Raw genomic sequence first — 21,722 nt, forward strand, 5'->3', positions numbered from 1 at the left:
ATACTAAATAGAGCATGCCTCCCAGAAGTGGTCACCGGTTTTGGGACAAAGACATGCGCAAAAATATAGTTCGAAAACCGCTCCGGCCGGCAGGCTGCGGCGCAATAAGAAAAACAAGGGATTGAAATATCATGGCCCCCAAAGGCAGCCAGCGCGTGGTGAACAAGATCGTTGCGGAAAACCGCAAGGCCCGGTTCAACTACGAAATCATCGACACCTATGAGGCGGGCCTCGTGCTGACCGGCACCGAGGTCAAGTCGCTGCGCGAAGGCAAGGCGAACATCGCCGAATCCTATGCCTCGGACGAGGGCGATGAAATCTGGCTGATCAACTCCCACCTGCCGGAATATCTGCAGGCCAACCGGTTCAACCACGAGCCGCGCCGCCGCCGCAAGCTGCTTTTGAGCAAACGCGAAATCAGCCGCCTGCGCGCCGGCATCAACCGCGACGGCATGACACTGGTGCCGCTGAAGGTCTATTTCAACGAAAAGGGCCGCGCGAAGCTGGAACTGGCGCTCGCCAAGGGCAAGAAGCTGCACGACAAGCGCGAAACGGAGAAGGAACGCGACTGGAACCGGCAGAAGTCGCGGCTACTGAAGGGCGGCAACGCTTAAACCCTACTCCCTCATTCCTGTGCCTGTCACAGGAATCCAGCCGACGCGCGTCCGCGCGGAGAGAGAGTCTTTCCAGCCCAAAGACTTGGGCTGGCTAGATTCCTGTGACAAGCACAGGAATGAGGAGAGCGAGGATACTTTCGCGGCAGCGAGCCGTTAAGCAGCCCGATAAGTCCGCTCCACATAGGATTTAGACGCCGAGACGCTGAAGCGGCTGACAAGCGCTGCGAGATTGGCGCTGACATCGCTCAGATTATGCGTCGCCGCATTGGTTTCTTCCACCATGGCCGCATTTTTCTGCGTCAGATTGTCCATGCTGTTGATGGCGGCGCTGATTTCCTGAATGCCGACGGACTGCTCCTGCGCCGCCTTGGTCAGCGAGGTGATGTGATCCTGGATATGATCGACCTTGTTGCCGATCGTGTTGAGGGACTCGCCTGTCTTGTTGACCAGCGATACACCCTGCATCACATCATCGGAGGATTTGGCGATCAGGGTCTTGATTTCCTTGGCGGCGGTGGCCGAACGCTGGGCGAGTTCGCGCACTTCCTGGGCGACGACGGCAAAACCCTTGCCGGCATCGCCGGCACGGGCGGCTTCCACGCCGGCATTCAGCGCCAGAAGATTGGTCTGGAACGAAATCTCGTCGATGACGGAAATGATCTGGGTGATCTTCTGCGACGATTCCTCGATGGCGCCCATCGCCTTGACCGCTTCAGTCACCACATCGCGCGACCGTGCCGCCTCAACAGCCGAGCTTTCGACGATGGCCTTGGCCTCTTCGGAGCGCTGCGCCGAAAGCCTGGAAATGGTGGTGATTTCCTCAACGGCGGCGGCGGTTTCCTCAAGGGCTGCCGCCTGCTGCTCCGTCCGGCGGGCCATGTCGTCTGTCGCCGACGTCAGCTCGCGCGTATTGCCCGATATCTTGTTGGCTTCCTCGACGATCTGCGCAAATGCACCGGAGAGATTGCCGACGGCGGCATTGAAATTGGCGATCAGCCCTTCGAATTGCGGCGCGGTTTTTTCGCCGATGCTGGAGGTGAGGTCGCCATTCGCCAGCTTGGTGAGCGCGTTGTTGAGCAGTTCGAGAACGTGGTCCTGCTCCTTCTTCATCTGCGCCTGCTGTGCCTCGACCTTCAGTCGCTCGGCTGCGAGCACGTCGAGATAAACGGAGATGGAATAGTCCATGTCGAGAAGGGCGGCCTTGACGGTCACCGTCAGGGCGTCCTTCAGCTTTCTGGCCTTCTTTTCCACGAAAAGGCCCTTCAATTCGGAATCGATGACGGCCTTGACGATGCCATCAAGCATCAGCGCATAACCGCCAATATACCATCGCGGCTCCAGCCCCAGCTTGGCATGGGTGCGGCCAATGGCGGTCACGGCGTCGGTGTAATCCGAATTGAACGTGCCGGAGGCAATTCGCGTCCAGTGTTTCACCTGCATGCTCTTGGCGTGCTGAATATGCGCATCGCTCGAAAAGAACTTCGCCGTCTCCGGCACCGTGCGCACCTTGCTATAAAAACGGTCGAGAGAAGCATCGAGAGAACCGGTGATGACACCCTTAATTTCTGAAAGGTTTTGCCGTTGCTCGTGACCAAGCCCCAGAAAATTCAGTCTTTCATCGAGTTGTCGGTCGGTTTTTGCTTGGCCATGCATGTCTAGTCATCCTGATTTGGCACCGAAATCATGTGGTTGGCGCCGTTACGGTGATTTAGACACGTCTAAAATTAACCAAGTTATAATTTTCACTGTCTGAATTTGATGTTTGTTAATTTCAAGGGCAATTTTTACCTCTCACGCCGGGCGGCTGCGCGAGGCGAGGACGCCAAACAAAAAACGCGCCCGTCTTTTGGACGGACGCGTTCGTGATGTAATCGCAGCGAAAACCGAGATCAGATCGTCTCGGAGCTTTCGGCGTGACGGGCAGGGCGCTCGTTCGGATCGCGGCCGATCTCGGCCTTCAGCGTCATGAGATCAATGAAGTGATCGGCCTGCCGGCGCAGGTCGTCGGCAATCATTGCGGGCTGCGTTGCCATGGTGGATACCACGGAAACCTTGCGGCCCTTGCGCTGAAGCGCATCAACGAGCGTGGTGAAATCGCCGTCGCCGGAAAACAGCACCAGGTGATCGACGGTCTCGGACTGCTCCATGGCATCGACGGCAAGTTCGATATCCATGTTGCCCTTGATCTTGCGGCGGCCCAGCGCGTCCGTGAATTCCTTGGCGGGCTTGGTCACGACCTTGTAGCCGTTATAATCCAGCCAGTCGATCAGCGGGCGGATCGAGGAATATTCCTGATCTTCGATAAGCGCGGTGTAATAATAAGCGCGCAGCAGATAGCCACGCTTCTGAAACGCCTTCAGAAGCTTGCGATAGTCAATATCGAACCCCAGGCTTTTCGATGCTGCATAAAGATTGGCTCCGTCTATGAAGAGCGCAATTTTCTCCCGTGGATCGAACATTCCATCCCATTCCTTTTTTTGGAAAGGCCATTATCTGGCTTTTATTTCCGGTCGCTAACGCAAAAAATCATGTCGTATCAACGAATTTTGCGCGTCGCCGTTGCGTTTTAAGTAAGCTACCTTCCCCCGTATTCCAAGACAATTCTTCTAGACATTTTGTTCATCAGACGCCAAACATGGGCAATAAGGTGCCAAAAGACGCCAAAGACAGGAAAAACTTGAATTCCGCGGCCAATGGCTGTATCGGAAGCTGGAAGGCATCGTCGCGAAAAATATCCAGCGTTTTTCTCAAGGCACGAAGCACAGATTCAATAGGTTAGAGTGTCCCTTGTGCACCCCCGGGAACGCACGGCGCTCTGATCCACGACATTACGACCCGCAAAGGACAGGCAATGGCCCGCGTCACAGTAGAAGATTGCATTGATAAAGTAGACAACCGTTTCGAGCTGGTGCTTCTTGCCAGCCACCGTGCACGCCAGATTTCTCAAGGCTCTTCCATCACGGTTGACCGCGACAACGACAAGAACCCTGTCGTGGCGCTGCGTGAAATCGCCGACGAGACGCTGTCTCCCGACGATCTGAAAGAAGATCTCATCCACTCGCTGCAGAAGCATGTGGAAGTGGACGAGCCCGAGCCCGATCCGGTCACGCTCGCAGCTTCCGCTGCTGCCGATGGCGAAGACGACGACCAGCCGGAAACGGTTACTTTCGACCAGATGTCGGAAGAAGAACTGCTGGCCGGTATCGAAGGCCTTGTGCCGCCGGAAAAAAATGACGACTATTGATCTGACTTTATGACGCCATGGCAGGCGGTGGTTACCGTCTGTCAATATTTGCCGTCATAATCTGATCCTTATTGATGCAGCATTGTGCGCCGACCCCAAGGTTGGCGCGCTTTCTTTTTGTGGAATATCGCATGATGCGGCAATACGAACTCGTCGAGCGGGTTCAAAAATATAAACCGGATGCGAATGAGGCCCTGCTGAACAAGGCCTATGTGTATGCCATGCAGAAACATGGCCAGCAGAAGCGGGCGAACGGCGACCCCTATATCTCGCATCCGCTGGAAGTTGCCGCCATCCTCACCGAAATGCATCTCGACGAATCGACCATCGCGGTGGCGCTGCTGCACGATACGATCGAGGACACCACCGCCACCCGCGCAGAAATCGACGAGCTTTTCGGCGAAGATATCGGCAGGCTGGTGGAGGGGCTGACCAAGCTCAAGAAACTCGACCTCGTCACCCGCAAGGCCAAGCAGGCCGAAAACCTGCGCAAGCTGCTGCTCGCCATTTCCGATGACGTGCGCGTCCTTCTGGTCAAGCTCGCCGACCGCCTGCACAACATGCGCACCATGGAATATATGCCGGCCGACAAGCGCAGCCGCATTTCCGAAGAAACCATGGAAATCTATGCGCCGCTCGCCGGCCGCATGGGCATGCAGGACATGCGCGACGAGCTGGAAGACCTGTCCTTCCGTTATCTCAACCCGGAAGCCTATGAGACGGTGACCAACCGCCTGCAGGAACTGGAAACGCGCAATGAAGGGCTGATCAAGAAGATCGAGGACGAGTTGCGCGAGCTTCTCGTCGCGAACGGTCTGATCGGGGCCAATGTCAAAGGGCGTCAGAAGAAGCCCTATTCGGTGTTCCGCAAGATGCAGTCGAAGTCGCTCTCCTTCGAGCAGCTTTCCGACGTCTACGGTTTCCGCATTCTGGTGGACGATATTCCCTCCTGCTACCGGGCGCTCGGCATCGTGCACACCCGCTGGCGCGTGGTGCCGGGCCGCTTCAAGGATTACATTTCCACGCCGAAGCAGAACGACTATCGCTCCATCCACACCACGATCGTCGGCCCGTCGCGCCAGCGTATCGAGCTGCAGATCCGCACCAAGCGCATGCATGAGATCGCCGAATTCGGCATCGCCGCCCACGCGCTCTACAAGGACGGCGAAAACGGGGAGGGCGATCTGCTCTCCAAGGAGTCGAACGCCTATTCGTGGCTGCGCCACACCATCGAATCGCTGGCCGAGGGCGACAGCCCGGAAGAGTTCCTCGAACATACCAAGCTGGAACTGTTCCAGGACCAGGTGTTCTGCTTCACGCCCAAGGGCAAGCTGATTGCGCTGCCGCGCGGCGCAACACCCATCGATTTCGCCTATGCCGTGCACACCAATATTGGCGATACGACCGTCGGCGCGAAGATCAACGGGCGGATCATGCCACTCGTAACCCGGCTCAACAATGGCGATGAGGTGGAGATCATCCGCTCCGGCGTGCAGGTGCCGCCTGCCGCATGGGAAGAGGTTGTGGTGACGGGCAAGGCCCGCTCGGCCATTCGCCGCGCCACCCGCATGGCCATCCGCAAGCAATATTCCGGCCTCGGTTATCGCATTCTGGAGCGCACCTTTGAGCGCGCCGGCAAGGCCTTCTCCCGGGAAGCGCTGAAGCCCGTGCTGCATCGCCTGGCGCAGAAGGATGTCGAGGACGCCATCGCCGCCGTCGGCCGCGGTGAGGTCTCCTCGCTCGACGTGCTGCGTGCGGTCTATCCGGATTATCAGGATGAGCGCGTCACGGTGAAGATGACCGGCGACGATGGCTGGTTCAACATGCGCAGCGCCTCCGGCATGGTCTTCAAGATCCCCGGAAAGTCGCGCTCCGTTCTGGAGGATGATGGTGCGGCCGAGATGCTGGATGGACCGGACCCGCTGCCCATCCGTGGCCTTTCCGGCAATGTCGACGTACATTTCGGCGCCGCCGGCGCCGTTCCGGGTGACCGCATCGTGGGCATCATGGAAAAAGGCAAGGGCATCACCATCTATCCCATTCAGGCGCCTGCGCTGCAGCGCTTCGATGACGAGCCGGAGCGCTGGATCGACGTGCGCTGGGATCTCGATGAGGCGAACAAGTCGCGCTTCATGGCACGGGTGATGATCAATGCGCTGAACGAGCCGGGCACGCTCGCCTCGGTGGCGCAATCCATCGCAACGCTGGACGTCAATATTCGCGGCCTCAACATGGTCCGCATCGGCACGGATTTTTCCGAGCTGGCGCTGGATGTCGAAGTCTGGGATCTCAGGCAGCTGAACCAGCTCCTGTCGCAGCTCAAGGATCTCGATTGCGTATCCACGGTCACGCGTGCCTTCGATTGAGGCATTTTTGACCGTCTGCACATTTGAAAAGGCCGTTGTTATGCGCTGAATGCATGGCAGCGGCCTTTTCCTGTCTCTGGTCGTTGGTGGGGTTTGCGACTATCTTCCTTTCAGAAATTGAAGAAAAGGAAATGAGGCGTGCCGGTGGATTGACACCGATGAGAAACGCCGCTTCCAAACCGAAAGGACCGAAAATTATGTTTACTCCGCTTCGCAAGATCGCCCGCGCTGTTCGTGGCAAGACCACCCAGGAACGCGAATTCGAATATCTCAGCGGCTCCGTGTCGAATGTCGACCTCGAGTTCCGCCAGCGCGAAATCGACCGCGGCCTGTTCCGTCGGTAATGCACACAGCGCATGGCAGCCCATCGCCATGCGTATGAGACTCGCAGGGTGCGCGGCCGTTGTTGGCATGCTTGCCCCCGTATCCTGCAAAACTATGTGAATGCGCGCTTCAAGCGTTTGTCCCAAACTGGTTGACCAATACGCCGCAAAAAATCCCGATTCAGTCCCCTGTCGCAATAGACGACACTAAATTGGGACTGGCATCGAAGGCTCGATATCCACTGTATTCGTGACATCCCGCGTCCGTCATGCCGGACTTGATCCGGCATCCAGCCAGCCCAAGTCCTTGGGCTGAAAAGAGTCTTCTCGCCGCACAGACGCACATCGGCTGGATTCCGGCTCAAGGCCGGAATGACTGAAGCGGAAAATACACCTGCAAAAGAAATCCTCTCGTCGTCTATGATGCTCTTGGCTCAACCGGGGCGATGAAATAGACTGCGCCCATGCCGTTTCGCCGTCGTGAACCCGTTGGTTTTTCAGAGAAGATTCGTGACCTTTTTTGGCCGCGTACGGGTTTTACCCGTTCGCTGCGCTATATGAAGCTGCGTCTGCTGCGGCTTTCCGCCTCTCCGCATTCCGTTGCTGCCGGTGTCGCCATTGGTGTCGGCGTGGCATGGACGCCGTTTCTCGGCATTCATATCATCATCGCCATGGCGCTTGGCTTCCTCATGCGCGTCAATCTTGTTGCGGCCGCACTCGGCACCACCTTCGCCAATCCGCTGACATTTCCCTTCATATGGGCATCCACCTGGGAACTGGGGCATTTCATCCTCGGCCGGCAGACGGCGGAAAGCGCTGCCCATGTGGATTTCGTGGCGCTATTCAGCCATCTTGAATTCCGGCAGATATGGACGCCGGTGCTGGAACCCATGACCATCGGCGCGATTCTGCCCGCCGCCATCAGCGCGGTTATCGCCTATGTCGCCGTTTATGGCCTCATCAGCGGCTTTCAACGGCGCAAGATGGAAAATCTCGCGCACCGTGCCGCCAACAAGAACGCTTCTCTGGAGATGCTGAAATGATCATTGGATTGGGCAGCGACCTGATCGACATCCGCCGCGTCGAAAAGTCGATCGAACGGTTCGGCGAACGGTTCACGCATCGCTGTTTTACCGATATCGAGCGCGCTAAATCCGATGGCCGCAGGAACCGTGCCGCTTCCTATGCCAAGCGCTTCGCCGCCAAGGAAGCCTGTTCCAAGGCGCTGGGGACCGGACTTGCGAACGGTGTTTTCTGGAAGGATATGGGCGTCGTCAATCTGCCGGGCGGCAAGCCGACCATGAAGCTGACCAACGGCGCTGCGGAAAGGCTGGCCGAAATGCTGCCTGCCGGTCACCGCGCCAATATTCACCTGACGATCACGGACGATCACCCTTACGCTCAGGCATTTGTGATTATCGAGGCGCTTCCCGTGACCGGGTAAGACCCGGTGAAGCCGCAATGGCCGCCTATTTGCGGGCGTGTCACAGAAGCGCTTCCCTTCGGGCTGGAAAGGTTCTAGAGAAGTCGCAGAAATATGAAAGCGTTGCCGGCTGCGTGAAAACCGCTTGCCCGCCGCAAATGCGATAAAACAACGGCCCGGATGCTTCGTAAAGTCGGAGAAACCGGTAAACAATCAGGCAGGTCTTTAAGTGTCCGAAAAAGCTGAGAAGAAGCAGAACGCCCTCTGGGAGAACGTCAAGGTCATCATTCAGGCGCTGCTGCTGGCCATGGTCATCCGCACCGTGCTGTTTCAGCCCTTCACGATCCCGTCAGGCTCGATGATGCCGACGCTTCTCGTGGGCGACTATCTTTTCGTCAACAAGTTCTCCTACGGCTATTCGAAATATTCGCTGCCCTTTTCGCCGAACCTGTTTTCGGGCCGCATTCTCGAATTCAGCAAGCCGAAGCGCGGCGATGTCGTGGTCTTCCGCCTGCCGCCCAATCCTGAGGTTGATTACATCAAGCGCCTCGTCGGCCTGCCCGGTGATCGCATCCAGGTGACGAACGGCGTGCTGTTCATCAATGGCCAGCCGGTACCCAAGCAGCCCGACGGCACTTTCACCTCCGATTACCGTGCGGATCCGGGTGCCAATGTGCCGGTCTTCCGCGAAACGCTGGATAATGGCGTCACCTACGACACGCTCGACCAGTCGCCCGATTCGCGCGGCGACAACACGCGCGAATTCGTGGTGCCGGAAGGCCATTATTTCATGATGGGCGACAACAGAGACAATTCGCTCGACAGCCGCTTCGACGTCGGTTTCGTGCCTGAGGAAAACCTGATCGGCCGCGCCAGCGTCATCTTCTTCTCGCTGGGCAACGACACGCCGTTCAGCCGCATTTGGGAATGGCCGGCCAACATGCGTTGGGACCGCCTCTTCAAGGTTGTGGAATGAGCAAGACCAAGCCGCTTTCGAAGGAAGAGATTTCCCGTCTGGAAGCGTTGATCGGATATGAGTTCAAGGAAAAGGCCCGGCTTGATCGGGCCTTGACCCATGCCAGCGCCCGCTCTGCCGCCGCCGGCAATTACGAGCGGCTGGAGTTTCTGGGCGACCGTGTTCTTGGTCTCTGCGTCGCCGAATTGCTGTTCTCGACTTTCCGTCATGCCTCCGAAGGCGAGCTTTCCGTTCGCCTGAACCAGCTCGTCAGCGCTGAGTCCTGCGCCGCGATCGGCGACGAGATGGGCCTGCACAATTTCATTCGCACCGGATCGGATGTGAAGAAACTGACCGGCAAGGCGATGCTGAACGTGCGCGCCGATGTGGTCGAAAGCCTGATTGCCACCATCTACCTGGATGGCGGGCTGGAAGCATCGCGCAAGTTCATTCTGAAATACTGGCAGGGCCGCGCGACCAGCGTGGATGCCGGTCGGCGCGACGCCAAGACCGAATTGCAGGAATGGGCGCATGCCAGATTTGCGACCACGCCCGCTTACCGGGTTGACGACCGATCCGGACCGGATCACGATCCCCGCTTTACGGTGACTGTCGAAATTCCCGGAGTAAAGCCGGAAACCGGCGTCGAGCGCTCCAAGCGCGCGGCCGAACAGGTGGCGGCAACAAGATTGCTGGAACGCGAAGGCGTCTGGCAGAAGGGCTCCACCCAGAACTGAGCGCCCGCCATAGGGTGCTAAATCGAGCGCGTGGCGGACCGATACGGCCGCATGTTGAATACCTCTGACCTTGATGGATATCATGACCGATCACGAAAACCCCGCCATTGCAGGCGAAGACAATAACCTTCCGACCCGTTCCGGCTTCGTCGCCCTCATCGGCCCGACCAATGCCGGAAAGTCGACGCTGGTCAACAGGCTGGTGGGCGCCAAGGTCTCGATCGTCAGCCACAAGGTTCAGACGACGCGTGCGGTGATGCGCGGTATCGCCATCCACAAGAACGCGCAGATCGTTTTCATGGACACGCCCGGCATCTTCAAACCGCGCCGCAGGCTCGACCGCGCCATGGTCACTTCCGCCTGGGGCGGCGCGAAGGATGCCGATCTCATCCTGCTGCTGATCGACAGCGAGCGTGGTCTTAAAGGTGACGCCGAGGCCATTCTCGAAGGCCTGAAGGATGTTCCGCAGAAGAAGATCCTCTGCCTCAACAAGATCGACCAGGTGAAGCGCGAAGATCTTCTGAAGCTTGCCGCCGCCGCCAATGAGACGGTGGCGTTTGACCGCACCTTCATGATTTCAGCCACCAATGGTTCGGGTTGTGAAGATCTGATGGATTATCTGGTGGATGCCCTGCCGGAAGGTCCGTGGTATTACCCGGAAGACCAGATTTCCGATCTGCCGATGCGCCAGCTCGCCGCCGAAATCACCCGCGAGAAGCTGTTCCTGCGCCTGCATCAGGAGCTTCCCTACGCCTCGCATGTCGAGACGGAGAAGTGGGAAGAACGTAAGGACGGCTCGGTACGCATAGAGCAGGTGATCTATGTCGAGCGTGACAGCCAGAAGAAGATTGCACTGGGCAAGAACGGCGACGCCATCAAGGCGATCTCCACCGCCTCGCGCAAGGAACTGTCGGAAATCCTCGAGCAGCCGGTCCACCTTTTCCTCTTCGTCAAGGTGCGCGAGAACTGGGGCGACGACCCCGAGCGTTTCCGGGAAATGGGCCTGGAATTTCCGCGAGGCTGAAGCACATCCTCTCCATCCCTCATTCCTGTGCTTGTCACAGGAATCCAGCCAGCCCAAGTCCTTGGGCTGAAAGGACTCGTCCCGCCGCGTAGACACGCGTCGACTGGATTCCTGTGACAAGCACAGGCATGAGGGAGGTGCGCAAGGTACGCCTCACAAATCTTCAGCCTCCATCGGGAACCGATTGCGTTCGGGCGGGTTGTTCCAAAACAATTGGGCGCAACCTTTTTCGATGACGGGCATTCATGTCGCCAAAAAAACCGAACGGAATTTCCACCACGCCTTGCCAGCACTGTCCCTTGCGCGACCTGCCGCATTTCAGGGATTTTTCATCGCCCGAGCTGGATTTCGTCTCCCGTTTCAAAACGGGGGAACTGGCGGTTGAAAGCGGCTCCGTCATTCTGATGGAAGGGTCGCACAGCGCCCATCTTTATACCGTGCTGCATGGCTGGGCGTTTCGCTACAAGACGCTGGAAGACGGAAGGCGGCAGATCCTCAACTATGTCATGCCGGGCGATCTGGTCGGCCTGCAGGGCACGGTGATGGGGGAAATGCAGCATTCCGTCGAGGCGCTCTCGCCGGTGACGCTCTGCGTCTTCGAGCGGTCCCGCCTCAACAATCTCTTCACGGATCATCCGACCCTTGCCTATGACCTGACCTGGATTGCGGCAAGCGAGGAGCGCATGCTCGACAACCATCTGCTCAGCATCGGCCGGCGTACCGCGCTGGAGCGCGCCGCCTACCTCATCGCCTTCCTTTACAGCAAGGCCAAGGCGGTCAATCTCATTCAGGGGCAAACGCCAATCCCCGTGACCCAGCAGCATGTGGCCGATACGCTCGGCCTCTCCATCGTCCACACCAACAAGACGTTGAGAAAGCTTGTTGATCGCGATCTGATCCGCTGGACGGACAAGGGATGCCTCGTTCTGGACAATGATGGGCTGAGCCATGTGGCCGGTTGGCAAAGCGATGAAAAGCGGCAAAGACCCTTCATCTGATCGTCTTTCGACATGTCTTTTTTAAATGACGGTCCAGCCGTAATTTGCGAATCCTCTCGTGCTATCGCACAAAAGACATTTCGGAGACCGCAGCGGATATCCGGGTGGTTCCCCTCAATTTGAAAGAAGAAAACATATGGTGCCACAACGGTGTGTCATCGTTGAAGATGAGTATCTGGTGGCGCTCGATGTCGAGGCGGTCCTCCAGTCCATCGGCGTCGAAACCATCACGATTGCAACGACACTGGCGCAGGCGAAGGAGACCATCGGGCAGGATGGCGCCGACTGCGTGCTTCTTGATGTCAGCCTTTCCGACGGCAAGAGTTACGATTTCGCGCGTCAGCTGCGCGATCAGGGCATTCCTTTCGGTTTCGTCAGCGGTTACGGGGACACGAGTGGTTTTCCCGATGATCTTGCGGATGCGCCCTTGCTCGGCAAGCCTTTCGGTGAAAACGAGATTACCGATTTCGTCCTCGGGCTCGTTGGCGCGTCTGGTGCGACGGGTGAGGCCGCAAAAGAATAACGTTTCCCCGCCAGATCGGTTATGATCGGGCCTGAATCGGAATTCGGACACGTTTCATGCAGTGGCAGGACGAAGCAATCATTCTTGGCGTAAAACGTCACGGCGAGACAAGCGTCATCGCCGAGGTGATGACCCGTTCGCGCGGCCGCCATCTGGGGCTGGTGCGCTCGGGGCGGTCCCGCAGCATGCAGCCGGTTCTCCAGGCGGGAAACCGGGTGGATGTCATCTGGCGGGCGCGGCTTGACGATCATCTTGGCGAATATCGCATCGAGCCGCTGCAATTGCGGGCAGCGCAGCTGATGGAAACGGCAACCGCCGTTTATGGCGTTCAGGCCATGGGTGCGTTGCTGCGCCTCTTGCCGGAGCGTGATCCCCATCCGCATCTCTATCAGGCGCTCGACGTCATTCTCGACAATCTCCACGATCCTGCCGATGCAGGGGAATTGTTCGTGCGCTTCGAGCTGGCGGTGTTGAACGATCTCGGTTTCGGCCTTGATCTCACCGAATGCGCGGCAACGGGCCTGCGCACCGATCTCATCTATGTATCGCCAAAAACGGGCAGGGCGGTCTGCCGCACCGCGGGCGCGCCCTATGCGGAGCGGATGTTGTCATTGCCGGCTTTCTTGAGCGAAGGCCAGTCGAAGGCCGCAGACCGCGATAGCCTCGCGGCTGCCTTCCGCCTCACCGCCCATTTCCTCAACCGGCATGTCTACGATCCGCGCGGCCTGAATGAAAACGCCGCCCGCGACGGTTTCGTGCAGGCGGCGCTGAAGGCGCTGGATCGAAAGGCGCTGCCGCCCACGCTCGATAGAGCCGTATAGCTTCAGGCTATTGCGGGCCGGGGTGCCGGCCGCTCCTGAATGGGCCAGTGCACGATGGCCGCAAAAATCCCCATGCCGACGCCGAGCCACCAGACGAGATCATAGGAGCCGAGCCGGTCGTAAAGAAAGCCGCCGAGCCAGACGCCGAGGAACGAGCCGATCTGATGCGACAGGAACACGACGCCGCCCAGCATGCCGAGATGGCGGGTGCCGAACATGATCGCCACCAGCGCGTTGGTCGGCGGCACGGTCGAAAGCCAGAGGATGCCCATGACGGCGGCGAAGATGATGACCGAAAGCGGCGACTGCGGCAGAAGCAGGAAGGCGGTGACGGCGATAGAGCGGGCAATATAGATATAGGCCAGCATATAGGGCTTCGAATAACGCTGGGCGATGACGCCTGCCGCCAGCGAGCCGATGATGTTGAAGAAACCGATCAGCGCCATTGCTATCACCGCATAACGCGGCTCGATGCCGATATCGCCGAGATAGGCCGGGAAATGCGCGGTGATGAAGGCCACCTGGAAACCGCAGACGAAGAAGCCGGTGGTCAAAAGCAGATAGCTCTTGTGGCCGAGTGCTTCCCTCAGCGCTTCGCCCGCCGTCTGCTGAAACTGCGTCTGTGACTGGCTGCCGGAAGAGGAGTTGCCGCGCATCGGATAGGCGAGCAGCGGCACGAGCATCATCATCACGGCAAGCCAGACGAGGCTATCGGACCAGCCATAGGTGGAAATCAGGCCCTGGCTGATGGGCGCAAACAGGAACATGCCGGCCGAGCCCGCCGCCGTGCCGATGCCGAAGGCGAGTGAGCGCTGCTGCGGCGTGACGTGGCGCGCGAAAGCGGACAGGATGACGCTGAAGGAGCCGGCGGCGATGCCAAGCCCGACGAGAACGCCGCCGCCGAAATGCAGCCAGAAGGGCGAGGTGCCGAAGGACATGCAGATGAGGCCGGCCGCATAAAGAAAGCCGGAAAGCACGAGCACGCGGCCCGTGCCGAACTTGTCGGCGATGGCGCCGAAGAAGGGCTGGCCGAGACCCCAGAAGAGGTTCTGCAACGCCATGGCAAGACCGAAGGTGGATCGGTCCCAGCCAGTATCGGCAAGCATTGGCAACTGGAAAAAGCCCATGGCTGACCGTGGCCCGAAGGTCATGACCGCAATCAGCGACCCGGCGACGATAATCAGCCAGGGCATCGTCTGGCGTGTGGCTTGCGACATGAAAATTCTCCCGCTGAAGCACCTTGCGGATTGGCGCAAGGCTTGCTGCAGATTCCCCGTTGATGAGAGGAATATTATCTTTTGTCAGGCCGCCCCACTAGCGACTTTTCTTGACGGCATTATTCGTGCGATTGATGAGACGCCCAGGGTTGAATGCCATCGGGTAATATGAGGAAGCGATGAAGCAGAATATTTATGACGACCCGCAGTTTTTCGAGCGCTACAGCGCCATGCCACGCTCGCTTGAAGGGCTGAGGCAGGCGGGCGAATGGCATGAGCTGCGCGCCATGTTGCCCAGGCTGAAAGACAGGACCGTGCTCGATCTCGGTTGCGGTTTCGGCTGGCATTGCCGTTATGCGGCGGAAGAGGGCGCGGCGCATGTCGTCGGTGTCGATCTTTCAGAGAACATGCTGCGCCGTGCAGCCGAGATAAACGGCGGACCCGGTATCGAATATCGCCGCGCCGCGATCGAGGATATCGACTTTGCGCCTGATAGTTTTGATCTGGTGCTGAGTTCGCTCGCCTTGCATTACGTCCGCGATCTCGGCGCGGCCTTCGCGAAGGTTTTCACCGTCCTGAAATCCGGCGGCGACTTCGTCTTTTCCATCGAGCATCCCGTATTCACGGCGCTGGACAAACAGGACTGGTTCTACGGCGAGGACGGCGAAATCCTGCATTGGCCGCTCGATAATTATCAGAACGAAGGCGTACGCCATTCCAACTGGATGGCGGATGATGTCGTCAAATATCACCGCACGGTGTCAGGCATTCTCAACGCCCTGCTGGCGGCTGGCTTTACGATCACGCGGCTGGCGGAACCAAGGCCCGATCCCGCTCTGCTGGCGGAGCGCCCGGACATGAAACATGAAGACCGCCGCCCGATTTTCCTGATCGTCGGTGCACGTAAAGCGTGACATAGCTCGTGCGTTGTACCGCCGGCGTGCACGAAGATTGAGATCGGCGCGTCAGGCTCGAAGCTTGCCGTTGTCCATAGTGCTCCCGTCCTCTCCTCATCTCTGTGCTTGTCACAGAGATCCAGCCAGCCCAAGTCCTTGAGCTGAAAAGAGTCCTCTCGCCGCGCAGACGCGCGTCGGCTGGATTCCTGTGACGAGCACAGGAATGAGGGAGCGAGGGTGTGCCGGCGTATGAGAACACCGCGCCGTTTGCTGTGGATTCCGTTTGAACCGGACCGACTTACCGCCGCTTGATAGCCCAGCCGTCCGGCCGTTCCTCGACCACCCTTGCCACATCGCCGACAGACAGCCTGCCTTCGCCGCGCGGCGTGACATTCCAGCCGAAAAGCGGGCCGGGCACGCGCCGGTCACCGGACATGCGGATACGGCCCATGGCCTTCATGGGGGAGGGCACATCGCGGGAACCGGTTGTCTGGTCCTGCGTGGTCATGATGCAGCGGGCGCAGGGTTTGACGAGGTCGAAACGGATGCCGCCGATCTCGATGGCCGCCCAGCGGTCCTCGGCCCACGGCTCGTCCGTTTCGAGCACGATATTGGGCCGGAATCGCTCCATGCCGACGGCGTCCTCGCCATTGTCGCGCATATTGTCGTTAAGGGCTGCAAGCGAGGCGGTGGTGGTGACGAGGATCTGATAACCGTCGGCGAAAGTGACGGGCGTTTCATTGCCGGTCCATTCGAGGCTTGCGATGCGTCTGGAGGCGTCGTCGAAAAACACCAGCTTCACCTCGCGCCCAAGCCAGGCCGAAAGCGTATCGTTGGTTTCGCCATCGGCGATATTGGCGCTGACGACCGATTTCCATACCGCCACATCCATGCGCTCTCCGGAAGGTTGCGCGAAAATCTCGCTGCCCGCTTCTCTCGAAAGCGCCATGCCGCCATTCTCATGGCGTGCCAGAATAGTGGCAATATCAGGCAATTCGCGCTGCGTGATGAAGTGGCCGGAAGGATCGGTCAGCATGGCGCGGCGGTCGCCGGGCAGGCCCTCTGCCGTGATATCGCTTTGCGAGAGGACAATGCCGCGCGCGCTCTTCAGCGGGTAGATGTTGAGTTCGGTCACACGCATGTCGCGTCTCCTCAGATTTCGTCGAGAAACAGGTCCAGTACCTGTTGCAGGCGTTCATGGCGGGCCTTGGCCAGTTCTCGTCCGGTTGCCGTGCGGAAACCATCCGCAAGCTTGAACAGCTTCGTTTCGAAATGGTCGATGGCAAAGGCGCGGTCGTCCAGCGGCCGGGCTTTGGCCAGCGGATCGGCCGGATCATAAAGCGCCGAACCCATGCGCCCGGCAATATAAAAGCACCGGGCTGCCCCCACCATGCCAATGGCGTCCAGCCGGTCGGCATCCTGAAGGATTTTTGCTTCCAGCGTGTGGGGTTCGACATGGGCGGAAAAACTGTGGGTGGTGATGGCATGCGCGGCGGCCTCAATGTCGACCTGCCGCCAGCCGAGCCCGGCCAGAATGCCGGCAGCTTTTTCCGCCGCCAGCCGCGATGCCTGCGCGCGGAGCGGCGAGTTCTTCTCCACCGCCACGCAATCATGCAAAAGCACGCTGGCCGCCAGCACCGTGCCGTCGCCACCTTCGCTCGCATGGATGCGCATGGCGTTGCGGAAGACGCGGTGGATATGGGCAAGATCATGCGAGCCGTCACCCGCATCGGCAGCGTGCGGGATCAGTTCCTGCGCAAGCGCCTCAAAGGGCGCGAAAGCCTCGGCCGCGATCATGCCTGCGGCTTCCGGGTGAGGATTTTCTGGTAGAACAGGCCGATGCCGATCAGCACCGCGCCAAGCCCGATGAAGGACAGCGCCCGCAGCACGCCTTCAAGATTGCTCATGTCGATCAGGAAGGCCTTGGCGACGGAGATCAACACGAAGGCGGCGGAGGCCAGACGCAGGCTGCGGGCATTGAAGCGCGAGCCGAGCACGAGCAGCAGCACGCCGATCAGCAGCCACACCACCGAATAGCTGTAGGTTTCACCCTGCAGGAAGCCCTTCCAGTCAGCAATATTTTCGCCCTGCCAGAAGCGGCGGACCGAAAGTGTTGCCCAGGCGAAACCGAGTGCCGCACCCGCCACCGCCAGCAGGCTGACATAAGCGGCGGGCCGTTTGCCGCGCGCATACCAGGCAAGACCGCCATAGGCGAGCGCCGGCAACAGATAGCCGATCAGCAACAGATTGAGGAACGGAATGCGGCCGGTATTTTCGCCGGTGAAATAGGGATTGAGCGTGAAGAAATGCATTGTCAGCACGTTGATGACGGCGATCACGCCGGCAATCATCGAGCCGTAACGGAAGACGGGGCTGGGGCTCTTGAGATCCAGCGTCATCAGCACGCCTGAGAAACCGATGGTCAGCAGCGTATAGATCGACTGTTCGCCGAGCGTCGGCACGCTGTCATTGAGAGTGCCGCCATTCATCGCATGGCGGATGAGGATGGCGATGGCCAGCAGACCCATGACGCTGGCGATGGCCTGCAGAAAGTTCTTTGCCCGGAAGTTCGGCCAGTCGCGCAGCATCCAGGCGGAGACGATGGCGAGCAGGGCCGGAATGCCATAACCCGGCAGCAGCGCGTTGAAGACCGGTGTGGGCCCAAGATTTTGCGGCCCGACAATGGTGGGTTCCCAGGCGATGCGGCCAAGAACGGCAACACTTGCCACCGCCATCACCCAGGGCAGAATATCCCAGTTGCGATGGCGGGTCGCGAGCACATAACCGAAGCCGATGACGGAGAGCAGCACGGTTGTGGCGAGCCCCTCCGTCAGCGTGTGCAGGCAAAGCGCGAAGGCGGCGAACGAGCCGAGCACGAGGATGTTGAGCGGTTTGCGATAGACCTCGTTGTTCTGCCGATGCAGCCATTCCGCGCCGGCGATCAACACGAGTCCGAGGCCAAGACCATAGGTCGCATGCAGCCAGTCACGGCCGAGATTGCCATATTCGACGAAGCTGGCCGTGCCGAGCCAAACCGGGAAAAGCGCTGCAATCCCCGCCCAGAGCTGGGCGAAATCCGGATCATCCGCGCCTTTGCGTTTCAGGAACGAGAAACCGCAGAGGAGAAGGATGGCGCCAAGGCCGAGCGCCATCGCGATGGCCGCGGTGTAGCCCGTTCCGACGGGAGGAAGCGTGACGGCGGTATCATTTATCAGGCCGATGAAATCGATGCCCTGCCGCGACATCAGGGATACCGCAGCCTGTGCGCCGAGTGCGGCGATAATGGCCGGCCACACCGCATTGTGTCGCGCAGCGCCAAGAGCGGCAAGCGTTGCGATGAGTGCGGAAACGATGAGGGCAGGATGGGTGTCGATGCTGCCATCAGTGAAGAGGAAGCCGATTGCCGGCAGGATCACGGCCATCGAGACAGTGAGGCTGATGGCAAGCGACGGGCGCAACAAAAGCCGCATGGCGCGAATGGCGCGCCGCTCAGGCGTGGTGCTGGCTTCGCTTTCCTCGGCGGGCGGCGTGTCGAAGTGCCTGCCGGGCCAGAGGAAGAGGGTGCCGGCCAGCATGACAAGCAGTGAAAGCGTCGGCGGTTCGGCGCTGATCGTCTCGGAAAAAGCGATATAGCCGAGCACCCAGAGGCCGAGGCCCGCATTGGCAAGCGAAGGAACCACGGTCCAGCCCTGCCTGCGCGCGGCCGCCGCGGTTGCGAGCCACGAGATCGTCAGGAAAACGAACAGCGCCCAGATATTCGGTGTTTCGCTGGAAATCAGCGCAGGCGTCAGCATCGATCCCAGCAGGCCGAGACCGGCGAGCGCCTGTCCGTGCAGAAGCGACAGGCCGATGGTGGCGAAGGCGACGAGCCCAAGCAGAATGAAGGCGGTGCCGGAGCCGATATAGTCATAAATGCCATAGGCCGCATAAACCACGCCGAACAGCGTCAAGGCGCCGGCGGCCGTCAGCACGCCCGGTATCATGGCGTTGGCATAGGTGGTGGCGATGCTTGGCACCGCCTTGCGGCGGATCGCCTCGCCGGCAAGGCCGAGAACGAGACCGAAAATGGCGGCGAGCGAAAGCCGCACGGCCGGGCTCAGGAGCCCGGCTTCGATGGAATATTTGACAAGGAAAATGCCGCCGAGCGCCAGCGCCAGACCGCCAGCCCAGACGGCCCAGCGTGCGCCGAGCAGGCTTTCGAAGCTTTCCTTCGTTGCCGGTGTGGATGCAGCCTCACGCGCAAGCACGCGCTCTTCTTCCTTGCTGGCAAGGTCTTCCGCCTCCGCCATGGCGGCGGCCACTTCCGCTTCGGACGGGTGTTCGGCCTGGAAGGCTGCGTCTTCCTCAGATGCCGCGCTTTCCTCTTCCGCGTCGAAATCCGCCTTCTGCGCCGAATCGGCCGTCTCCGCCTGCGCTGCCACAGGGGCGGCTACCCCGGCCGCCATCAGCCGCTTGAGGCTGACAACCTCGCGCTCGAGAGACTTGATTCGGCTTGAATTGCGGATGCTTGCGACCAGCGTGTAGATGAAGGCCGCGATGACGGCGAGGATAAGCAGCGGGATTTCCAAACAGAACTCTCCAATTACGAAGCTGTTTTTAAAGCCCTTTTGGCGAATTTATGCAAGGCCCGGTTGATGAAGCCGCGCTGCCTGTTTCTTCTCCCCGCCGGGGAGAAGTCCGCGGCAGCGGGATGAGGGGGTGACGGTAGAGATATTCGGAAACGTCGCCCCCTCATCCGACCCTTCGGGCCACCTTCTCCCCGGCGGGGAGAAGAAACCAAGAGGCGACGCTGCGTCTTCAGATGATCACGCCGCAAGCCAGCGCCGCGCCGCCTCGATATCTGCAAGCCCAAGCTCGTGTCCGTCATCCACCGTTTCCACCCCGGCCTGCGCGCCGCTGGAGGAAATCCTGTCCCGCAGCTCCGTCGCCTTATCGCGGTATTTATCGCGTTCGCCGGCCACAAGCAGGAAGTTCCGCCCGGAAAGATCGGTTTCCGGCCAGGTTTCGAGAACCGGCATCGGACGGTAAAGCAGCGCGTCTCCGGCAAGCTCCGGGTAAAGCGCTGCAAAGGCCGTATAGAAATTCGCGCCATTGGAATGGCCGACAAAGCGAAGCCTCGAACGATCAAGGCCATAGGACCGGATCGCGCCATCCACAAAGGCGGCAAAGGCTTCCGCCTCCGTGACGATATCCTTCTGGTCGAAGCTGAAATCGGGATAGCGGCGGAACCAGCGGGCGATGTCCTCTTCCGTGCTGCGGCCGCGAACGCCGAGAAGCGTGGCCGCCGGTGCCGCCCGGTGCGCCAGCGGCATCAGGCTCGTCTCGCTGCCGCCGGAGCCGTGCAGCAGGATGACGGTGCTACCGTCAGGCTTTTCGGGCGTGTAGAAGCGGTGCACGAAGGGCAGGTCGCGATAGACGATACGCTCTTCGCCCGGCATCGAAAATTGCGGCAGGGCGACGCGCACATCCGCCTCATCCTTCATGAAAAGCGGCGGAATGAAGAGCTTTTCGCCAAGCGCTTCCAGGGGTTCGTCAACGGTCATGCCGGGCGCGTCGGTCGCCATTTCGATCAGCACTCCACCCGGTTCGCGGACATAAAGCGAGTGGAAATATTTCCGGTCATGGGCATTAGTGGTGCTGGAATTCAACGATTTCAGCTCACCCAGCACGGCGTTCAGCTCGTCCAGATCCTGTGCGCGGAAAGCGATATGATCGACGGTGCCGGTGCCCGGTGCGCTGGACCAGAAGCCGGTGGCGTCACGCACATCGATGATGTCGTCGCTTTTCGAAACGAGCCGGCGGATAGCGCCCGTCTGGCTTTCCTGTTCGTAACCGAAATATTTTGTGAGGAAAGCCACCGTTTCTTCCGGTACCTCGCTCAGCACGGTTGCGCCATAGATGCGGCGAATGGCGTCTTCTGCTGGAACGTCGTTGGTCACATGCGGCGTGGCATCGGGGAAGGCGTGGGTGCCGACCAGCTTGACGATGAGGCCATCAGGGTCTTTCAGCCGGATGACCGGGGCGCTGAATTCGTCGGATGGTCCCTCGGCGCGGATGCCGAATTTCAGCGCCCGCGTCAGCCAGAAACCGATGCTGGCGGGATCGATCGCCAGCGACACTTCCAGCGTCTGGCCATAACCCACACGACCCTGGCCGCCATCTTCCCAGACCAGAAAGGTCAGAAGCGAGCCGGGCGAGGCGATATCGTCGCCATAGAGCAGATGAAGCTGCATCGCGTCTTCGAAGCCCGCCGTGCGCTTGGCCAGCCTTAAGCCGAGGAAGCCGGCGTAAAAATCGACATTCGCCTGCACCTTCCGGGTGATCATGGTGATGTGGTGTATGCCCAGTGCAGAATTCATCTTGCCGTCCCGTCGTTTTGCCTGCCATTCGTGGCTCTATTTGTCTTACCCTGCACCTGATCCGCAACCCCGGCAAATGAGAACGCTGTGTTCTCTGCATGAACGGAATTACCCTGGCTTCGTTGCATGCGAGATAGGCAGAGATCGGGCTTTTTGCCTTCATATCAATCAATGATGCGCATAAAATAAGCATACAAAATAATGGCTATTTTGTATGCA

At 59.6% G+C, this 21,722-nt stretch carries 20 protein-coding genes; 13 read left to right on the forward strand and 7 right to left on the reverse strand.

All coding sequences use genetic code 11. The features are described 5' to 3' along the window. The first annotated feature begins 131 nt into the window (after positions 1 to 131). Positions 132 to 614 carry an SsrA-binding protein SmpB gene (gene smpB / locus JZY08_RS03760; RefSeq protein ID WP_035218083.1) on the forward strand — a complete coding sequence of 161 codons (483 nt, stop codon included), beginning with the start codon at positions 132 to 134 and terminating at the stop codon, positions 612 to 614. Between the two features lie 156 nt (positions 615 to 770). Here the strand turns inward: smpB and JZY08_RS03765 are convergent, their stop codons facing one another. Both JZY08_RS03765 and JZY08_RS03770 read right to left on the reverse strand, forming a co-directional pair. After that, positions 771 to 2,270, reverse strand: a complete 1,500-nt coding sequence (locus JZY08_RS03765; protein ID WP_216331046.1) for a globin-coupled sensor protein — start codon at positions 2,268 to 2,270, stop codon at positions 771 to 773. 236 nt (positions 2,271 to 2,506) lie between these two features. Next, positions 2,507 to 3,076: an NYN domain-containing protein gene (locus JZY08_RS03770; protein WP_003496951.1), complete on the reverse strand. Its 570-nt coding sequence runs from the start codon at positions 3,074 to 3,076 to the stop codon at positions 2,507 to 2,509. Between the two features lie 392 nt (positions 3,077 to 3,468). Here JZY08_RS03770 and rpoZ point away from each other — a divergent pair, with 392 nt between their 5' ends. The 11 genes from rpoZ (at position 3,469) to recO (ending at position 13,031) form a co-directional block, all read left to right on the forward strand. Further along, positions 3,469 to 3,861: a DNA-directed RNA polymerase subunit omega gene (rpoZ, locus tag JZY08_RS03775; protein WP_082184018.1), complete on the forward strand. Its 393-nt coding sequence runs from the start codon at positions 3,469 to 3,471 to the stop codon at positions 3,859 to 3,861. A gap of 131 nt (positions 3,862 to 3,992) precedes the next feature. Next, positions 3,993 to 6,227, forward strand: a complete 2,235-nt coding sequence (locus JZY08_RS03780; protein WP_035242706.1) for a bifunctional (p)ppGpp synthetase/guanosine-3',5'-bis(diphosphate) 3'-pyrophosphohydrolase — start codon at positions 3,993 to 3,995, stop codon at positions 6,225 to 6,227. A gap of 197 nt (positions 6,228 to 6,424) precedes the next feature. After that, entirely contained in the window at positions 6,425 to 6,571 is a 147-nt protein-coding gene (locus JZY08_RS03785; protein WP_003496944.1) for a hypothetical protein, read from the forward strand. A 443-nt stretch (positions 6,572 to 7,014) separates the two neighbouring features. Beyond that, positions 7,015 to 7,593, forward strand: coding sequence for a DUF2062 domain-containing protein (locus tag JZY08_RS03790; RefSeq protein WP_216331047.1), 579 nt, complete (start codon positions 7,015 to 7,017; stop codon positions 7,591 to 7,593). Beyond that, positions 7,590 to 7,994 carry a holo-ACP synthase gene (gene acpS, locus JZY08_RS03795; RefSeq protein WP_035242703.1) on the forward strand — a complete coding sequence of 135 codons (405 nt, stop codon included), beginning with the start codon at positions 7,590 to 7,592 and terminating at the stop codon, positions 7,992 to 7,994. The genes JZY08_RS03790 and acpS overlap by 4 nt, the downstream gene beginning before the upstream one ends. Positions 7,995 to 8,202: 208 nt before the next feature. Next, positions 8,203 to 8,949, forward strand: coding sequence for a signal peptidase I (gene lepB, locus JZY08_RS03800; protein ID WP_003496938.1), 747 nt, complete (start codon positions 8,203 to 8,205; stop codon positions 8,947 to 8,949). Continuing rightward, positions 8,946 to 9,665 (forward strand): ribonuclease III, encoded by a 720-nt coding sequence (rnc, locus tag JZY08_RS03805; RefSeq protein ID WP_003496936.1) that lies wholly within the window; start codon positions 8,946 to 8,948, stop codon positions 9,663 to 9,665. The genes lepB and rnc overlap by 4 nt, the downstream gene beginning before the upstream one ends. A gap of 82 nt (positions 9,666 to 9,747) precedes the next feature. Further along, positions 9,748 to 10,689, forward strand: a complete 942-nt coding sequence (gene era, locus JZY08_RS03810) for a GTPase Era (RefSeq protein ID WP_137037369.1) — start codon at positions 9,748 to 9,750, stop codon at positions 10,687 to 10,689. A gap of 245 nt (positions 10,690 to 10,934) precedes the next feature. Then, entirely contained in the window at positions 10,935 to 11,687 is a 753-nt protein-coding gene (locus tag JZY08_RS03815) for a Crp/Fnr family transcriptional regulator (protein WP_003496932.1), read from the forward strand. Between the two features lie 136 nt (positions 11,688 to 11,823). Next, entirely contained in the window at positions 11,824 to 12,210 is a 387-nt protein-coding gene (locus JZY08_RS03820; RefSeq protein ID WP_216331049.1) for a response regulator, read from the forward strand. A 56-nt stretch (positions 12,211 to 12,266) separates the two neighbouring features. Further along, positions 12,267 to 13,031 carry a DNA repair protein RecO gene (gene recO / locus JZY08_RS03825; protein WP_216331050.1) on the forward strand — a complete coding sequence of 255 codons (765 nt, stop codon included), beginning with the start codon at positions 12,267 to 12,269 and terminating at the stop codon, positions 13,029 to 13,031. Positions 13,032 to 13,033: 2 nt separating this feature from the next. On the opposite strand, the gene JZY08_RS03830 is transcribed toward recO, so the two are convergent. Beyond that, positions 13,034 to 14,248: an MFS transporter gene (locus tag JZY08_RS03830; RefSeq protein WP_216331051.1), complete on the reverse strand. Its 1,215-nt coding sequence runs from the start codon at positions 14,246 to 14,248 to the stop codon at positions 13,034 to 13,036. 179 nt (positions 14,249 to 14,427) lie between these two features. On the opposite strand from JZY08_RS03830, the gene JZY08_RS03835 reads away from it, so the two are divergent. Next, on the forward strand, positions 14,428 to 15,162 hold the full coding sequence (locus tag JZY08_RS03835; RefSeq protein WP_216331052.1) for a class I SAM-dependent methyltransferase: 735 nt from the start codon (positions 14,428 to 14,430) through the stop codon (positions 15,160 to 15,162). Between the two features lie 280 nt (positions 15,163 to 15,442). Here JZY08_RS03835 and JZY08_RS03840 read toward each other — a convergent pair whose 3' ends face one another. From JZY08_RS03840 to JZY08_RS03855, 4 genes are all read right to left on the reverse strand, one after another. Further along, positions 15,443 to 16,285, reverse strand: a complete 843-nt coding sequence (locus tag JZY08_RS03840) for an MOSC domain-containing protein (protein ID WP_216331053.1) — start codon at positions 16,283 to 16,285, stop codon at positions 15,443 to 15,445. An 11-nt stretch (positions 16,286 to 16,296) separates the two neighbouring features. Continuing rightward, positions 16,297 to 16,941 (reverse strand): HD domain-containing protein, encoded by a 645-nt coding sequence (locus JZY08_RS03845; protein WP_216331054.1) that lies wholly within the window; start codon positions 16,939 to 16,941, stop codon positions 16,297 to 16,299. Then, on the reverse strand, positions 16,938 to 19,712 hold the full coding sequence (locus tag JZY08_RS03850) for a DUF2339 domain-containing protein (protein ID WP_216331055.1): 2,775 nt from the start codon (positions 19,710 to 19,712) through the stop codon (positions 16,938 to 16,940). Before JZY08_RS03850 ends, JZY08_RS03845 begins: the two co-directional genes overlap by 4 nt. Positions 19,713 to 19,949: 237 nt before the next feature. Continuing rightward, positions 19,950 to 21,503, reverse strand: coding sequence for a VOC family protein (locus tag JZY08_RS03855; RefSeq protein WP_216331056.1), 1,554 nt, complete (start codon positions 21,501 to 21,503; stop codon positions 19,950 to 19,952). Positions 21,504 to 21,722: the final 219 nt, after the last annotated feature.

This window comes from Rhizobium sp. X9 (genome assembly GCF_018873185.1).
Classification (GTDB): domain Bacteria; phylum Pseudomonadota; class Alphaproteobacteria; order Rhizobiales; family Rhizobiaceae; genus Agrobacterium; species Agrobacterium oryzihabitans.

Excerpts from the sequence above, each read along its gene's own strand:
- smpB (WP_035218083.1), top strand. The coding sequence starts at position 132 with ATGGCCCCCAAAGGCAGCCAGCGCGTGGTGAACAAGATCGTTGCGGAA.
- JZY08_RS03765 (WP_216331046.1), bottom strand. The coding sequence starts at position 2,270 with ATGCATGGCCAAGCAAAAACCGACCGACAACTCGATGAAAGACTGAAT.
- JZY08_RS03770 (WP_003496951.1), bottom strand. The coding sequence starts at position 3,076 with ATGTTCGATCCACGGGAGAAAATTGCGCTCTTCATAGACGGAGCCAAT.
- rpoZ (WP_082184018.1), top strand. The coding sequence starts at position 3,469 with ATGGCCCGCGTCACAGTAGAAGATTGCATTGATAAAGTAGACAACCGT.
- JZY08_RS03780 (WP_035242706.1), top strand. The coding sequence starts at position 3,993 with ATGATGCGGCAATACGAACTCGTCGAGCGGGTTCAAAAATATAAACCG.
- JZY08_RS03785 (WP_003496944.1), top strand. The coding sequence starts at position 6,425 with ATGTTTACTCCGCTTCGCAAGATCGCCCGCGCTGTTCGTGGCAAGACC.
- JZY08_RS03790 (WP_216331047.1), top strand. The coding sequence starts at position 7,015 with ATGCCGTTTCGCCGTCGTGAACCCGTTGGTTTTTCAGAGAAGATTCGT.
- acpS (WP_035242703.1), top strand. The coding sequence starts at position 7,590 with ATGATCATTGGATTGGGCAGCGACCTGATCGACATCCGCCGCGTCGAA.
- rnc (WP_003496936.1), top strand. The coding sequence starts at position 8,946 with ATGAGCAAGACCAAGCCGCTTTCGAAGGAAGAGATTTCCCGTCTGGAA.
- era (WP_137037369.1), top strand. The coding sequence starts at position 9,748 with ATGACCGATCACGAAAACCCCGCCATTGCAGGCGAAGACAATAACCTT.
- JZY08_RS03815 (WP_003496932.1), top strand. The coding sequence starts at position 10,935 with ATGTCGCCAAAAAAACCGAACGGAATTTCCACCACGCCTTGCCAGCAC.
- JZY08_RS03820 (WP_216331049.1), top strand. The coding sequence starts at position 11,824 with ATGGTGCCACAACGGTGTGTCATCGTTGAAGATGAGTATCTGGTGGCG.
- recO (WP_216331050.1), top strand. The coding sequence starts at position 12,267 with ATGCAGTGGCAGGACGAAGCAATCATTCTTGGCGTAAAACGTCACGGC.
- JZY08_RS03830 (WP_216331051.1), bottom strand. The coding sequence starts at position 14,248 with ATGTCGCAAGCCACACGCCAGACGATGCCCTGGCTGATTATCGTCGCC.
- JZY08_RS03835 (WP_216331052.1), top strand. The coding sequence starts at position 14,428 with ATGAAGCAGAATATTTATGACGACCCGCAGTTTTTCGAGCGCTACAGC.
- JZY08_RS03840 (WP_216331053.1), bottom strand. The coding sequence starts at position 16,285 with ATGCGTGTGACCGAACTCAACATCTACCCGCTGAAGAGCGCGCGCGGC.
- JZY08_RS03845 (WP_216331054.1), bottom strand. The coding sequence starts at position 16,941 with ATGATCGCGGCCGAGGCTTTCGCGCCCTTTGAGGCGCTTGCGCAGGAA.
- JZY08_RS03855 (WP_216331056.1), bottom strand. The coding sequence starts at position 21,503 with ATGAATTCTGCACTGGGCATACACCACATCACCATGATCACCCGGAAG.